15 protein-coding genes and 1 tRNA gene are annotated in these 15,419 nt (G+C 52.4%); 5 read left to right on the top strand and 11 right to left on the bottom strand.

All coding sequences use genetic code 11. The annotated features are described in order from the left end of the window. From D6694_07025 to htpX, 4 genes are all read right to left on the bottom strand, one after another. Window positions 1-897 (bottom strand): DUF3300 domain-containing protein (locus D6694_07025; GenBank protein ID RMH43492.1); only part of this gene is annotated, 897 nt, incomplete at its 3' end. Between the two features lie 107 nt (window positions 898-1,004). Beyond that, window positions 1,005-1,673, bottom strand: a complete 669-nt coding sequence (locus D6694_07020; protein RMH43491.1) for a hypothetical protein — start codon at window positions 1,671-1,673, stop codon at window positions 1,005-1,007. A gap of 20 nt (window positions 1,674-1,693) precedes the next feature. Next, on the bottom strand, window positions 1,694-2,752 hold the full coding sequence (locus D6694_07015) for a dihydroorotase (protein RMH43490.1): 1,059 nt from the start codon (window positions 2,750-2,752) through the stop codon (window positions 1,694-1,696). Between the two features lie 17 nt (window positions 2,753-2,769). Next, entirely contained in the window at window positions 2,770-3,654 is an 885-nt protein-coding gene (gene htpX, locus D6694_07010) for a protease HtpX (protein RMH43489.1), read from the bottom strand. A gap of 108 nt (window positions 3,655-3,762) precedes the next feature. Between htpX and D6694_07005 the strand changes: the two genes are divergently transcribed. Next, window positions 3,763-3,864, top strand: a complete 102-nt coding sequence (locus D6694_07005; GenBank protein ID RMH43488.1) for a 30S ribosomal protein THX — start codon at window positions 3,763-3,765, stop codon at window positions 3,862-3,864. A 101-nt stretch (window positions 3,865-3,965) separates the two neighbouring features. Continuing rightward, window positions 3,966-4,041 (top strand) — tRNA-Phe (locus D6694_07000). Between the two features lie 49 nt (window positions 4,042-4,090). Here D6694_07000 and D6694_06995 read toward each other — a convergent pair. From D6694_06995 to D6694_06965, 7 genes are all read right to left on the bottom strand, one after another. Further along, window positions 4,091-5,212, bottom strand: a complete 1,122-nt coding sequence (locus D6694_06995; GenBank protein ID RMH43487.1) for a DUF4340 domain-containing protein — start codon at window positions 5,210-5,212, stop codon at window positions 4,091-4,093. 13 nt (window positions 5,213-5,225) lie between these two features. After that, entirely contained in the window at window positions 5,226-7,076 is a 1,851-nt protein-coding gene (locus tag D6694_06990; protein RMH43486.1) for an ABC transporter, read from the bottom strand. Between the two features lie 12 nt (window positions 7,077-7,088). Continuing rightward, complete coding sequence (locus tag D6694_06985) at window positions 7,089-7,823, bottom strand: ABC transporter permease (GenBank protein RMH43485.1); 735 nt, start codon at window positions 7,821-7,823, stop codon at window positions 7,089-7,091. Further along, window positions 7,816-8,748 (bottom strand): ABC transporter ATP-binding protein, encoded by a 933-nt coding sequence (locus D6694_06980; protein ID RMH43484.1) that lies wholly within the window; start codon window positions 8,746-8,748, stop codon window positions 7,816-7,818. Before D6694_06980 ends, D6694_06985 begins: the two co-directional genes overlap by 8 nt. Window positions 8,749-8,860: 112 nt before the next feature. After that, a complete protein-coding gene (locus D6694_06975) occupies window positions 8,861-9,658 on the bottom strand; it encodes a hypothetical protein (protein ID RMH43483.1) in 798 nt (265 codons plus the stop codon). Beyond that, window positions 9,625-10,326 carry a nucleotidyltransferase family protein gene (locus D6694_06970; protein RMH43482.1) on the bottom strand — a complete coding sequence of 234 codons (702 nt, stop codon included), beginning with the start codon at window positions 10,324-10,326 and terminating at the stop codon, window positions 9,625-9,627. Before D6694_06970 ends, D6694_06975 begins: the two co-directional genes overlap by 34 nt. Continuing rightward, on the bottom strand, window positions 10,323-11,387 hold the full coding sequence (locus D6694_06965) for an aminoglycoside phosphotransferase (GenBank protein ID RMH43481.1): 1,065 nt from the start codon (window positions 11,385-11,387) through the stop codon (window positions 10,323-10,325). The genes D6694_06970 and D6694_06965 overlap by 4 nt, the downstream gene beginning before the upstream one ends. Between D6694_06965 and lptD the strand changes: the two genes are divergently transcribed. From lptD to pdxA, 3 genes are all read left to right on the top strand, one after another. Then, entirely contained in the window at window positions 11,387-13,663 is a 2,277-nt protein-coding gene (gene lptD, locus D6694_06960) for an LPS-assembly protein LptD (protein RMH43480.1), read from the top strand. The two genes, D6694_06965 and lptD, sit on opposite strands and share 1 nt — an antisense overlap. 6 nt (window positions 13,664-13,669) lie before the next feature. Next, window positions 13,670-14,986: a peptidylprolyl isomerase SurA gene (gene surA / locus D6694_06955; protein ID RMH43479.1), complete on the top strand. Its 1,317-nt coding sequence runs from the start codon at window positions 13,670-13,672 to the stop codon at window positions 14,984-14,986. Continuing rightward, window positions 14,983-15,419: 4-hydroxythreonine-4-phosphate dehydrogenase (pdxA, locus tag D6694_06950; GenBank protein RMH43478.1), on the top strand; the 437-nt coding region annotated here is incomplete at its 3' end. The genes surA and pdxA, both read left to right, overlap by 4 nt.

Here is a 15,419-nt window from a genome sequence, read left to right as displayed (position 1 = left end):
CTGGTCGGGGTGGACGCGCGATGATGTTGTGATCTGACGGCGGACCGGGTATTGCGTGCGCAATGTGTGGCTACGATAAATTGCCCCGCGACGATGCTGCGGATTGTGCCGCCAGACGGTCACATCGGTGCCTATACGTACGCGCCTGATGTCGCGATAACGGTAGATATGCCTCGGTCTTTGCCAAATGATCACACGATGATGGTGCCAATGTATCCCTGTCCAAAAAAGGCCAAATGAAAGTCTAAAACCTGGGGTCCAGAAGACAGGCCGGACAAAGTAATGATGGTGCGGTGGATACCAAACGATCGGGTCATCAATGTAGTGCCAGCCAGCGAAAACATAGTAGGGGTCATAATAAGGTAGATAAATCACGTCCGTTCGCCTTGGCTCCAGCACGATAATGCGCTTACGTGGCTCTCGCACCACGACAATATTGTCAAACTCATCCAGGCGACCTGCCTGATCGGCCTGCTGACGCAAATCCTGGATAACCGCGAGGACTTCCGCTTCATCGGTGAGGAAAGCTTCACCCAGTCGCTGCAACCAGCGTAAATTCTGGCTCATACGTTGCAGGAGTTCCGGGAAGGCCACGAGCGACTGCACGCTGGGATCCCAGCCTTGTGCCTTGGCGGCTTCAACCGCTCGTTGTCCGCGATAATGAGGGTGTTTTTTGAGCCACCGAGCCGCTTCAACCACTTCGAGAGGGTAGGTAGCCGCCACTAGGATTTGCGACACTATCGCATCTGGGTAAAGCGCGATGGGGGCCACGAGTCTGGCGATGGCATCGCGATCGAAGTCGTCATCCCATTCGTCGTCCCAGTCATCGGCATGGGCGCTTGACAGCGCAAGCGCGATGATCGCAAGGATTGTGAAGAAAGTTGATTTTAGGTGCATGGCCAACTCCGCTTGTGGCAGTTCTCTCAATCATTATGAAAGCATAGTTGACGTGAACCGAGACTGAACGAAACACTTTGGCAGTTTCGGCAAGATTGGTGAAAACTTCAGCCAACCACTCGGCTTCGCATCAAGATCCGGTGCTGTGTCGCAAGTTGCGCAATGAATGGGTGGTGTGGCACCTTGTAACGTTGATCTCCGTAGTAACAAAATCCGTCGGTAAGAAGGTCGATTGTATGGTCGAAAATTGGCGTTGTTAGGAGCTCAGTCAAGGTTTGTTTGACTACTGTTTCGTGCACACCAAAACGAGGTCTATCAGCGCTGCGCTTGAGTATGGCTTGATAGGTTGGGTAGTTTGGCCCGTACAGGCCGGAGGCTCGCACGATATGCGAATACTTTGCGATACGGCGCGCCAGCGATTCGGCAATAAACAGCCCAAGTCCCTGTTCTGACTGAGGACAAGCTGGCGTGGCCGCAGTCACAATACCTGAGGTCACCCCGTCGTAGACGCGGGTGCTGCTGACGAGCGTCAAATGTGTGATCGTGAGCTGCCGTCGTTCAACTTGTTGGCCAAGTCCTTTCAAGATGGAGCGCCAGGACCATTTCGGCTGACCCGTTCTGTGTCGGTTAGCAATGATGACGATGAGGTGGTCAATGGTGCCCCGAATATCAGTCAGACCATACGTCGGATCAAGCCGTGATTGCGATAGGGAGACACCGAGCTTGTTAAGCTCATAGCGCCACGCGGCACCAAGCCTGCCATTTCCGACAAGCACGATGGTTGGCGCTGGCCCATTCAGATTTCGTCCCCCAATTTCCAGGCCACATATTCGTCCGCCTTGAGCGGCACGACGACGTGTTCATCAAAATGCAGTGCTGCCGGTATTTTCCAGCTTGTCTTTTCCAGTACGATATAGTCTTGATTGAGCGGCAGACCATAAAAACGCGCCCCAAATTCACTGGCAAAACCTTCCAACTTGTCGAGCGCGTTTTCCTGCTCAAAGACTTCTGCATAAAACTCAATGGCTGCATGCGCACTGTAAATGCCGGCACAACCGCAGGCAGATTCTTTTTTGTGGCGGGGGTGTGGTGCGCTGTCAGAGCCGAGAAAAAACCTTGGGTTGCCGGATGTTGCAGCCTTGATAAGCGCCTCACGATGATTTGACCGCTTGAGAATCGGCAAGCAGTAGAGGTGAGGACGTAGGCCGCCAACCAGCATGTGATTTCGATCGTAGAGCAAGTGATGTGGGGTGATTGTGGCGGCCACATTGTCGGGAGCACTTTCAACGAATTCGACCGCGTCACGAGTGGTGATGTGTTCGAACACAATCCGGAGTGCCGGGAAGTCCTGAGTCAGAGGCTTGAGCACTTGGTCAATGAATACCTTTTCGCGATCGAAAATATCGATTGCGTCATCGACAACTTCGCCATGCACGCACAGTACCAGACCATGTTCCTGCATGGTCTCCAAGACGCCGTATAACCGTCGGAGGTGTGTGACACCAAACTGTGAGTTTGTTGTCGCCCCCGCCGGATAGAGCTTTGCCGCTGGGATGACGCCTGTCATTTTGGCATCAATGATGTCCCGCGGTTCGGTTTCATCGGTTAGGTACAGTGTCATCATGGGTTGAAGGCGGGCCTCCGGCGCTAGGGCTCGCAGGATGCGTTCACGGTACGCTAAAGCCTCTGCAGCGGAGCGGATTGGCGGCACGAGATTGGGCATAACGAGAACGCGGCCAAACTGGCGCGCGGAATGTTGGACGACCATATCTAAAAGCGCACCATCGCGTAGATGAACGTGCCAGTCATCTGGTCGTCGAATTTTTAAGCGGGTCGGGTTGGTGCGTTGCGGCATACATTCACTCCGATTTGTCAGGCATAGGTTGCGTGCTGCAAGGCGGTAATACGTTCCTCAAGCGGCGGATGACTCATAAACAGGCGGCGGATGCCGCGAGCAAAGCCGCCAGCGATGCCAAACGCTGCCAATTCGCTCGGCAGAGGATCGGCATGGACGTGTTGCAATCGCTGCAGCGCGGCAATCATCTTATCACGACCAGCCAGTCGGGCCCCACCAGCGTCTGCACGAAACTCACGCTGCCGAGAAAACCATATAACAATAACAGTGGCCACCAGCCCGAGCAACAGTTCGGAGACAATGACGGTGATAAAGTAACCCGGTCCATAACCTCGTTCGGTGCGAAATATGGCCTTATCAACGATGGCGCCAATGATTCGCGACAAAAATATCACGAAAGTATTGACCACGCCTTGAATCAAGGTCAGGGTGACCATATCACCATTGGCAATGTGAGAGACCTCATGGGCCAAAACCGCTTCGATTTCGTCTTCCGTCATATTGTGTAGCAATCCGGTAGACACCGCGACAAGTGCGTGATGTCGGTTCATCCCGGTGGCAAACGCATTGACATCCGGACTTTCGTAGATGGCTACATCCGGCATGCCAATATCCGCCTGTTCTGCTAAGCGTTGAACGGTTGAGACGAGCCATTGCTCGGCTGGCGTGGCAGGTTGGTCGATGACGTGTGCGCCCACTGAATGTATGGCCATCCATTTAGACATGGCAAGGGAGATGAGCGCGCCACCAAAACCAAACACTGCTGCAAAAGCGAGCAGCGCTGTGACATTAATACCGTTAGCACGCAAATAGGGCTCAATCCCAACTAGGTGAAGCGAGGTGGTCAAAAGTGCGATGACGGCAAGGTTTGTGGCTAAAAATAACGCAATTCGTCGAAACATGGTGCCTCCCCTGAATGAAATTTACGTTAGCAGAAGGATTGGGCAAAGTAGCGAAATTTCAAGATGTTGGCTATAATCAAGCGCTCGTCATAAGATGGGAGAAACGCAATGGGTAAAGGTGATATCCGTACGCGCCGCGGAAAAATTTGGCGAGGCACGTTTGGCAATGCTCGCCGTAAAAAAGCGGCCCGCAAGCAAGCAAAGTCATGAGCGTAGGCGGCCATTCTTTGACAATGGCCGCCATTTGCCAAGAAAATTTTATTGTCCCCTTGACTTCATCTGTCTGAATCGCTTTAATACGCACCACTTGTGGCCGGGTAGCTCAGTCGGTAGAGCAGCGGACTGAAAATCCGCGTGTCGGCAGTTCGATTCTGCCCCCGGCCACCATATCGAACAAAAAAGCCGCCTCCGGGCGGCTTTTTCTGTCAGGTGCTTTTTAACCGTCACGTGAAGCGCTGGCAGGTTTTGTCGGTGTAGCCGCCTGGCTGCCTTCATTCGATGATTTCTCTTCCTTTTTGACACGGGTGAAATCCTCAAGCTTTTTGCGTAGCACCTGGCTTTGATAACTAGACAGCTTATAGCGCCATGGGGCTAAACGGGTAGCCAATGCGTTGGCTTGGTTTTTCCATTTCTCCATTTGGTCATCTAACGGTTTATCGCTTGGTGCACTTGTTTGTGTTTGAACGATATTTTCAGGCAAGAAGCTGACATCAAATTCCGCCCAAAGTTCGTTTTCCTTCGGTTCAAACATACGGATCACCACGTGTTTGCCATCAAAGGTGTCGACGGTGGTGGTGAATACTGGCTTTTGAGGTGTATTGGCAGGCCGCGGCATGACATCTTCAAGCCGTAGCCCGAGTAAGACAGTATCGGCGACATCTGCGGCGCCTTCGAATGCCAGCGCTCGATCTTGGGGTAAATCACGCACCGAAAAATGCTTATCAGTCGGCGAGTGCCTTTCGACGATCAGAGGCTTCTTGGCGCCCTGAGCTTGATAAGTCACTCGTTTAACTTGGGCCGGTTCAATGCTAATCAGGTCTCGATCAAGCCAATGAACTGCATCTAGCGAAACATCCAGGTTTTTATCAATCCAATAGGTCTGGTTGCTATCGCTTAAGCGCACGTATCGCCCCTGATAGTTCGGCCCTTGTTTGCCTACCATGACGTCTAGCAGCACATCGTTCCCGCTCAGCATGCGAATGCGAGTGGCTTGCTCGGCCGTCAGTTCGAGCCGTGCGTGTTTGTTTGGATCGGCGGTTTTTTTCGCTTTGATTTCGGCCTCTTGCAATGCGCCGATCAAGTCGCGGATTTTCTCGAGAGAGGCAGGATAGTCGTATTTTTCCTTGACGCGCCAGCCATTGTCTTTTTGATTCAGGTGGACTTCTCCTTTTCCTTTTTTCTGCACTTCAATGGTATCAACCTGCTCAATTTTATTTGCAAGATCAGGCAGCCAAAGTTTTGGTGCAAATTGCTCTGGAGTGGGTTGATAGGCAAAGTAAGCAGCCAATGACAGGATGACTGCAACTACGGTAAGCCCCATAATGGTTTGTTTGTTCATGCCAATCCTCCTGTCAGTGCGACATGATGTGATGGCGTCGGCGACGCACTATGGACATGAGCAATGCCAGCATAAGTGTCAGGACAATGGGCATGAGAATGATGTTCAAGAATTTGAGCCAACTGCCCAGTTGGTCAATGTCCTGGTTAAGTTGATGCTGGACTTGTCGTAACTCTTTGCGAATACGCAGGCGCTCCTGCTCAAACCGTTCAATGGCCGCTTTTTGCTCTGGCGACAGCACGAGTGCCTGCTCATTGGGTTTTTGTTTTTGCAGCTCAGACAACTTGTTTTCGGTTTCGGTCAAGCGTGCCTGCAATTCGCGCTCTTTATCGCGGAAGCGTGCTTCTGCAGCGACCCGGAGGGCATCGACGGTGGTAAATGGCCGCAAATGACGGGCACGCGAACGAATGGCGATCAAGTCGTCGCTGCCGCTTAGGTTTTCCACCGCGTTGATCAGAAATGCGCCATTACCAGCCCAAGGATAGGCGATGCGCTGACCGAAGAAATTTCGGAACTGCACCCATAGGCGATCGCTCAAGACATCGGTGTCAGCAACAAGGATGATGTTTGCCTTGGCGGATGTCTGAGTGTTCTGCTTGTCCTGCTTGGTTGCCTGTTCAAAGGCACTGGGTGGCGTCCCCGTGAGTCGAACCGCTAGCCAGTAACGTTCTCCGCTTGCCTTGAAGTCTTTAATGAGCGTTGTGGGGTCGCGCAGCATTTGCATGCGTGTGCTGTCGACCAACATGGCCTGCTCGCTGGAGGTCAGCAACGGTTGTATCTGCATAGAGGCGTTGTCAAGTTTTTTGAAATGGCCTGTGCTCGACAAGGTCAACATTGACAAGCCGCGCGTGATGACATCGTCTGAATTGAGCGCATTTTCTTTGAGTCCCAGAATGCCAGGATGGCGAACGGTGGCATTGTTTTGGGTGACGATCTCAAGGCCATTGAGCGCATCTAAAACGACATGCTCGGCATCGAATTCGATGCCCCAAGCTTTGAACAATTTGGGCAAATTAGACGATTTGCTGCCGGGGAACTGGCCCGCCATCATGGCCTGGTCCGCTTGAGCCATCTCCGCAAGCGGGTCAACAAAAACCAAAAGGCGGCCTCCTCGAGTGACGAATTGATCGATGGCCTTCAACGCTTTTTCTGACAGCCCTTTGGGATGCAATAGCACGAGCACGTTGATGTCGGCCGGCACCTGCTCAATGTCTTTGGTGAGCGTTTTGACTTCGAACATTTGTTGTAATTGTTGAATGGCAAGCCAGGCGGGCGTCGGCCTTCTTTGCACGATGGAAAAACCGCCCGTGGCTGGGAGAGAGGTGATCAAGCCCACGACAACAGGCTTTGTCTGGTTCAATTTGTAGATAAGCCGGCTGATGTCATATTCCAACGTATCGGCCCGATCAATATTAAACAAGGGAATGGTTTCTTGTCCGTCCGTCGAGTTGATGCCAACCAAACCAAAATAGATTTTTTCGCCGGTGCCAACGTCAATGGGTTGTAAGCCAAATGCAGCCGCTTCGTCTTCGGCTTCCGAGAATGGCTCAGGATCAATGACTCTCAATTGAATCCTGCCACCAGAGAGATCGGCATAGGCTTCCAGAATTTCCCGTATCTGTTGGGCGTAGTTGCGTAGCGCTGGAACGGCTTTAGAGGCTTCGTCCGAGAAGTAAAAGCGCAGTTCAATGGGTTCTTCAATTTTTTTCAACAAATGACGGGTGCCATCTGAAAGGGTATAGAGTTTCTCTTCGGTGAAGTCCATGCGCCACCCTGAAAATATCACGTTGGCGACCACCATCGTGGCGATAAAAACAAAAGTGAGTAGCGCAAGCCCGATTTTTGCATTGAGTTTTTTGTGCATGGCGCGCTCCTGTTAATCTGCCTTTTTCATATCGATGATGATGGCTGTTGCAATCAGCCAGGTTGCCATCAGTCCCCCAAAGTAAATGAGGTCGCGAATGTCGATGACGCCTTTTTGTATGGCATCGAAATGTGCCAAAAAGCTGAATGACGCAATGGTGTCAACGACGGACTGAGGCGCCCAACCAGAGAAAACGTCAAGCACCATTGGGTGGCCAGCCAGTATCAGCAACAAGCAGACAACAACCGTCAAAATAAAGGCAACGACTTGATTGTTGGTCAGTGCCGAAATGGCTTGGCCAATGGCGAGAAACGCTCCTGCCATGATAAAACTGCCAAGGTAGCTCGCTAAAATCGCGCCGTTGTCGGGGTCTCCCAGATAGTTCACGGTCAGCCAAATCGGGAAGGTCAGCAACAGTGATAAGCCCACCACACCCCACGCGGCAAAAAACTTACCCAGCACCGCGTCTCGTAACTTAAGCGGTAAAGTCAAAAGCAGCTCAAGGGTGCCGCTTTTTCGTTCTTCGGCCCAAGAGCGCATGCTGATCGCTGGGACGAGAAACAGGTAGAGCCATGGGTGAAAGTTGAAAAACGGCAGCAAGTCAGCTTGTCCACGTTCGTAGAAGTTGCCGAGGTAAAAAGTAAACGCCGCGGACAACATGAGAAAAATGGCAATGAAAACGTAAGCCAAAGGTGTGGCGAAATAACTGTTCCATTCGCGTCGTGCAATGCTCCACATCTTACTCATGGTGGCTTACCTCCGTAGTCAGGCGACGGAATACATCATCAAGGCGACCCGGCTCGGGATAAATGGCCGCAACCGGCATATTTTGCGCTTCTAGCCAGGCTTGAACTTGCGCAAGCGGTGTTTCGCCCGGCTTGGGAATGACGATCCAATGCTCTGGATGTGGGCACTCGACCCGCTGCACTGGCGGTAATTGCACGATGGTTTCGATGGAAACCTCGGGGGGCTTCCGGAACACAATGGAAACTGCGTTATGGTATTCGGATTGTTCGAGCAGTTCGCTAGGCAGGCCATCGAACACTTTTTTACCGCGACGAATGATCAAGGCCCGCGTGCAGACTGCCGTGACTTCTTCCAGAATATGTGTCGATATGATGACAATTTTGTCTCGAGACAGGTTGCGAATGAGTTCACGAACCTGATGTTTCTGGTTGGGATCCAGTCCGTCCGTTGGTTCATCGAGAATCAGAATTTGCGGATCATGAATCAGCGCTTGCGCCAATCCAACCCTACGCTTGTATCCTTTAGATAAAGTCTCTATCGGCTGGGCGATGACTGACGATAAATCGACAAGGTGCACAACACGATCAATGGCCTCCATCAGCCTGTGCTCAGGAATGTCTCTGACTTCTGCCACGAAGCGGAGAAATTCAAAGACAGTCATTTCCTGGTATGCCGGCGCGCCTTCCGGCAGATAGCCGAATGTCTTTTTGACATGAACACCAGCCTCGGCGACATCCTGACCATTAATGAGCACACGTCCTTTGTCGGCCGCCAAATAGCCAGTGATCATTTTCATGGTGGTAGACTTACCAGCGCCGTTTGGACCAAGGAAGCCCAACACTTCGCCTGGCTTGACGGAAAAGGATAGGCCATCTACTGCAACAAAGTCACCAAAGTATTTGGTTAGCTGCTCGACTTGTATCACGATGGTTCTCCCCTAAGTATGCGTCACCCTTATTCTTTTATTTTGAGGACGCGTTGGATGCGGGTTAACAACGAAGACAACGCTTGTTTAGATAAGGCTTTATTGACAAAGTTCAAGGGTCAAGATTTTTTGCTGCCTGTTTTGTTCGACTTTCCCGTATGGTTCGATAGGCTTCCTGGACCCGTTTCATTTGTTCTGTGGTGTGGCTGAGGTCTTCAGCATTTGCGTGTCTTGCGAAGTGGCGGTCTGGGTGTAGTTGCATCATTTTGCGTCGGTAGGCTCGTTTGACTTCAGCGTCATTACAATCCGGTGATATTTCCAGCGTTTGATAGGCCATCGCGAGCGTTGTCAACATTCTATTGCGCAAGGTCTTAGCCAAGATTTTATGGGTTTGTTTGACGGAGAGCCCCAATTGCTGAGCGATGTGTTGCCAGAGCGCTTGCTGCGTACCATGATTGCCTACGGTCTCAAACAGGGTGGCAAGTTGTTGGATAAGTTGGCGCCGTTGTGCACGTGTCAGGTGTTTTCTTGCCATGCGAATGATGGGGCTTAGGTCGTTCGTGTCTCTGCCGTCACGAAACCACTGCTTGGCTTGCTCCACCAATGTCTCGGATAGGCCGAGCATTTTCATCTGCGATGATGCCCACTGAATTTCTTCTGGGCTAACATGGCCGTCGGCTTTGGCCAGACGCCCCATCAGGGCAAATAGTGCGTGCAGATAATATTGTGATGCGGTGTGGTGACGCTTGTTCGTCCATAGGTGTTTTCGCAAGTGATGGTCAAGCCACCAGCCGAACAAAAAGCCGAACAAAGCGCCCCAGAAATCAAAAAGCGCCCAGCCAGCCAGCGCCAGAAAAAAACGGCCGGTGACAACGGTCATGCCGATGCTTCCTCCATGAAACGCTGCCATTGCCGCAGTCGTTTTGGCGTGCCGACATCAAACCAGCAGCCATCGAGAAGCGAGCCTGTCACACGGCCTTCCATGGCCCATTTTCGCAAAAACGGGCCAAGACGGCCGGCGTTCGCGTCGAGAGGGTCAAACAACGCAGGAGAAAATACGCCAAGTCCGGCGTAAGTTATTCGCAGACCAGGCGGTGCGCACGATACCCGGCCGTCTTGGTCAAGAAAAAAATCACCTTCCGGATGATGGCGGGGGTTCGGCACCAAAAACAAATGCGCAAACGAATGTTGGGGCCAGCGGCGATTGAGTGCCAAATTGAGATCGGCATTGGTCCAGACGTCGCCATTCAGGATGAGGAAGGGCGCGTCGCCAAGCCATGGTCGGGCATTGGCGATACCGCCTGCGGTTTCAAGCGGCGTCGGTTCTCTTGACACAATAATGTCAAAAGGCGCGTTTGCCCATTTCGTTTTCAGATGTGTTTCAATTTGCTCGGCGAGATGACTGATATTGATCACGACTCTGTCAATGTTGAGCGCTTGCAAGCGCAGCATGTGCCAATCAAGTAGTGTGAGGCCACCCGCACTCATCAGTGGTTTGGGGGTGTGATCGGTCAGCGGCTTGAGTCGTTCTCCTAGGCCTGCGGCCAAAATCATCGCTGTACGAATCAATTGCGTCATGACTGTTCCTGGACCTCGGCCAGCCGCGGTTGCACCACATCTTGTACCCATTCGCCGAGTGTTCGCCATGCGTCATGGCGCGCACCCGCTTGTTCAATGTAACTTAAGGTGCGAGGGATGTCCTTCAAATAACCCGGTTTTCCATCACGATGCCAAAGACGCGCGAAAATTCCGGCTGCTTTGAGATGACGTTGTATTCCCATAGTGTCTGTCCAATACAAAAATTCCTCTTGACTAGGGACAGTCACTCCCTTGGCTTTGAGTTGCTCACGGAAGGCATCACACCATCGGTCACGAAGCGTTTGCGGCCATTGCACATAACAATCTTTGATAAGTGACACCAGATCGTAGGTGACGGGGCCGATAACAGCATCTTGAAAATCAATGGTGGCGAGCGTCTTATGATCGACGACCATCAAGTTGCGCGCATGAAAATCTCGATGCACCAAGCCAACAGTCTGCACGGCAATGATTTGCTTAAGTCGCTCGAAATGGTCATACAGCCAGTTTTTCTCGCGACAGGATAGTCGAAGCTCAAGATGGCGTTCGAGCAACCAATCAATGAAGAGCTGCATTTCCCTATCAAGCAGTGTGACATCATAGGGTGGGAGTGCCTGATCGGGCCGGGCACTTGCCATGGTGGCTGCCATGCGCAAGGCGAGTTCGTACCAATGATGAACATTATCCTCGCTCAGCACCGAAAATAATGTGGCATCACCAAGGTCTTCGAGGGCTAAAAATCCCTGCATCACATCCCCTGCGTAAAGGTCTGGAACCCGCACATCCAGGCTTTTGAGTAGCTGCTGGACTTTGACAAAAGCCTGGACATCTTCATATTCCGGCGGCGCATCGACGCCAATGACCCGCTGTCCGGAGTTAAGCACAAAGCGAAAATATCGGCGAAAACTCGCATCGCCCGAAATCGCCGACACTCTGGTGACGGAACCAAGCGTTTGTTCAATCCATTGGCAAAGCAATCCAAGTCGGGCATCGGTTTGCGATAGGTGAGCAGTCATCATGAACAAGTTTCTCTCAAGCATTGCAGTGAAATAGTTTATCATTGGCGGCAACAAAGTTGACCCATAGTTATTTATTGATGAAACGCACCGCCCACTCGATGCTATGGCTTCTGATGATGGCAATGCCGAGCGCTCTGCTTGCCGGTCAGTGTCCGACGACGTTGACACAGGCACAGCCACCCAGTCGTGGTTCCGAACAAAATAGGACCGGAGTGACTGTGCGCGCCGAGCAATTGGTGAGCAAAGCACAGCAAACAGAGGCGCGGGGCAATGTTGAGGTGCGTTTGCCGGATAGCCAGTTCTTGGCCGATCAGGCCACCATCGATGCGGCCAGTGGTGCGGTTCGCGCGAGCGGACATTTGCGCTTCGAATCGGACAGTGTCCAGATGCATGCCGAGCAGTTGACAGCTGATAGCCGACAACAGAAAGTGACCCTGGATGGTGCGCAGTATCAGCTGCGTGGGAGTGCAGGCCGGGGAAAGGCGGGTCACGCCGAGATTGATGTGCGATCTGGTCTGCTGTTACGTGATGCTGCTTATACCACCTGCCCGGAAGATGACGAAAGTTGGCAGATTCGAGCCGCTGAAATCGGAATTGATGCGCGTACTGGCTACGGGCACGCCAAGCACATGTTGTTATATATTGGCGATGTTCCCGTACTCTATTTGCCCTACTTGTTGTTTCCGGCCAAAAATGAACGCACCTCCGGGTTGTTAGCTCCGGTATTTGAAAATTCTGACATTAACGGACAGGAGCTGGCATTACCCATTTACCTCAATTTGGCGCCGAATTACGACATGACTCTGACGCCAAGATGGATGAGTGAACGAGGAACACTGTGGGAGAGCGAATTTCGTTATTTAAGTGAGCATTCGCAAGGACAAGTGGACGTTGGGTATCTTGGTGATGATAAGTTGGCGGAGGCGCCAACACCCAGCCGGCGCTACCAATTCCGCTGGCGCCAAGATAGCCGTTGGGGCCCTCACTGGAAAATGGCGCTGGAATATCATCGCGTCAGTGATGACAGCTATTTCTTCGACATGGGGCGCGATTTATATTCTAGCAGTATCGTACAGCTCAGGCGTGACTGGAGGCTGGATTATGCTGACGATGAATGGCAGTTTCTTGCACGCGTGTCGGCAGATGATGCGTTAAACGCTCAGACCGATCCGTACCGCCGCTACCCTCAGTTGGCTTTCCAGTATCAGCCAGTGAAGGACCACTGGACGATTAGCGGCGAGGCGGTTCGTTTTGAGCGCGATGCGGCGACCAGTGCCGATAGGATACATTTGCGCACTGGCTATCAGCTATCCAAAGAGGGCCTGTCTGGTTTCTTTCGCTTCAACGGGATGTTGGATTGGCGGTACTATGAACAGCGCCAACCGTCAGGTCAGCAGGATCAATTGACGATCACCACGCCCATGGTGAGTCTGGACGCTGGTGTTTATCTTGAGCGGCGCATCGGTTTGTTTTCACATAAGTGGCTACAGACGCTTGAGCCCCGGCTGTTTTATCTCTATGTGCCTTATAGAGATCAGCGGGACATTGGGTTGTACGATACAGGGGCGCCGATACGGAACTATCAGTGGCTTTTTCGGACTAACCGGTACACTGGAATTGACCGCTTGGGGGATGCTGATCGTTTGAGTGTTGGTGTGAGTTCACGTTTGTATTCCGCCTCTGATGGCCGCGAAGTGTTCCGGTGGGGCGTTGGTCAAGCGGTGAATTTTCGGTCGCCACGGGTTGATTTGGTCTCATCCGTTCCGGATGCAGCGAGTGTCGTGAACCAAACCGACGCAAAAGAGACGCCTATTTTTTTTGATGCCCAGTTGTCTCCGTATGAACATTGGCAGGCCAGCTCCTCCATTGAGTGGCGGCCGGATACTGGACAAACAGAAGCCGCCAGCTTCCGGTTGCAATATCGACGTGACGATAAGCATTTGCTGAATGTCGCACATCGGACCCGACGGCTGGTGGATGGCGGTAGTGTGGAGCAGATCGATCTGTCTGGGGTCTGGCAGGTGGCGCCGCAATGGCATATGCTCGGGCGCTATTATCGGGATTTGGCCAATGATCAGGCGATCGAATGGGTGGCCGGTGTGGCTTATGAAGATTGTTGTTGGGCGATCAGGTTGGTTAAGCGTCGCTATCTGAGCGTCGCTTTGGATGCGTTTGGGCAGCCGTTGGCCAATACGATTGGCCGTTATAACACGGGACTCTATTTGGAGTTTGTATTTAAGGGGCTAAGCTCACTTGGCAACACTGGTTTTCTACAAAAGAGTATCAGCGGCTACCAAGATCCTTTTTTCTCGAATTGATGGTGAATGGAAAACGATATGTATATGAAAAGACTAGCATTGTTTTTGTTGGGCGGGTTATTTGCGTGGGGACTGTCGGGGCAGGCGTATGCGACCGCCGTGGTGTTTGAACGCATCATTGCCATTGTGAACGATGATGTCATCTTACACAGCGAATTGGAGCGCCGACTGGAAACCGTACGAGCGCAGTTAAAGCGACAAGGTGTGCAATTGCCCGACGAAAAAAAATTTAGAAAACAGGTGCTGGAACGTATGATTCTTGACAGCATTCAGTTGCAACTGGCAGAGCGGGCCGGGGTGCGCGTGTCCGATGCCGAGCTGAATGCCACCATAGCCTCTATTGCACGCAAAAATGGCATGACGTTGGCGCAATTTAAGGAGCGCCTCACCCAGCAGGGCGAGTCTTACCCGCTGTTTCGCGAAGATTTACGAAAAGAAATTATGATTTCTCGTATCCGTCAAGGATTCGTCGGACGGCGAGTGTTTATCAGCGAACGCGAAGTGGATGATATGGTCAAGCTGATGGACGCACAAGGGGCGAATCGGGTGCAGTACCGGCTGGGCCATATCCTAGTGGCTATCCCCGAGACGGCAACACCCGAGGATATCGCAGCGGCTCGGCAAAAGGCGGCGGACTTGGTCAAACAATTGCGCGCAGGGGCTGATTTTGCGCGTTTGGCGGTTGCCTATTCGGACGGTCAGGATGCGTTGCAAGGGGGCGATATGGGGTGGCGAACCGCCAATCAGTTGCCAACCCTGTTTGTTCCGATTGCCAAACGCCTCAAGGTGGGTGAAGTGGCCGATCCGGTGCGTTCTGGCAGCGGTTTGCACATCCTTAAACTATTGGACAAAAAAGGTGGTGAGGAGCAAAAGCTGGTGCGGGAAGTTCGGGCACGGCATATCTTGCTGAAGCCATCAAAAATACTTTCAGACGAACAGGCCCGTCAAAAACTGATGGAAATTCGCGAAAAAGTACTCAACGGCGCAGACTTCGCGACGCTGGCGAAGCAATATTCAGAAGACCTCGGCAGCGCCAGTGAGGGCGGTGATTTGGGATGGGCATCCCCAGATGTGTACACTCCGGAATTTAAAGAAGTTGTTAAGCAATTGAAAGAAGGCGAAATTTCTATGCCTTTCCGCAGCCGGTTCGGTTGGCACATTGTGCGCGTGGAAGGTTGGCGGACCAGCGACCAAACCGAAGAAGCCAAACGGGAGCGGGCGCGAAGAATTCTTTTCCAGAGAAAATTTGAAGAGGCAGCAGAAACTTGGTTGCGTCAACTGCGTGCCGAGGCTTACGTCAAGATCTTGGATGAGGCGGCGTGATCACGCTTGGTATCACTGTTGGAGAGCCAGCTGGCATCGGTCCTGATGTTGTTCTGGCGGCACTTGAGCGGAATTGGCCGGCACGACTGATCGTCTTTGGCGACGCCGATGTGCTTCACCAGCGAGCGGTGCTATTGAATAAATCGGTGGAATTCCAGGTGTTTGCGGACCTTCGGTCGGCGCTGTCAGCGACAGACGCGCATCAGGCTGGGCGAGTGACCGTCGTGCATCGGCCTGTTGTGGCCAAGGTACAACCAGGGGTGTTGAGCACAGATAACGTCGAGCATGTGCTCACCCTGTTACAAAATGCACACGAGGGGTGTCGATCTGGCGAGCTGGATGGGATGGTCACCGGTCCTGTCCATAAGGGCGTGATCAATGATGCGGGCATTGCGTTTTCTGGTCACACTGAATGGCTGTCGCAGAGGAATGG

Source organism: Gammaproteobacteria bacterium, assembly GCA_003696665.1.
Lineage (GTDB): Bacteria > Pseudomonadota > Gammaproteobacteria > Enterobacterales.
This window is presented reverse-complemented; position numbering and strand designations above follow the sequence as displayed.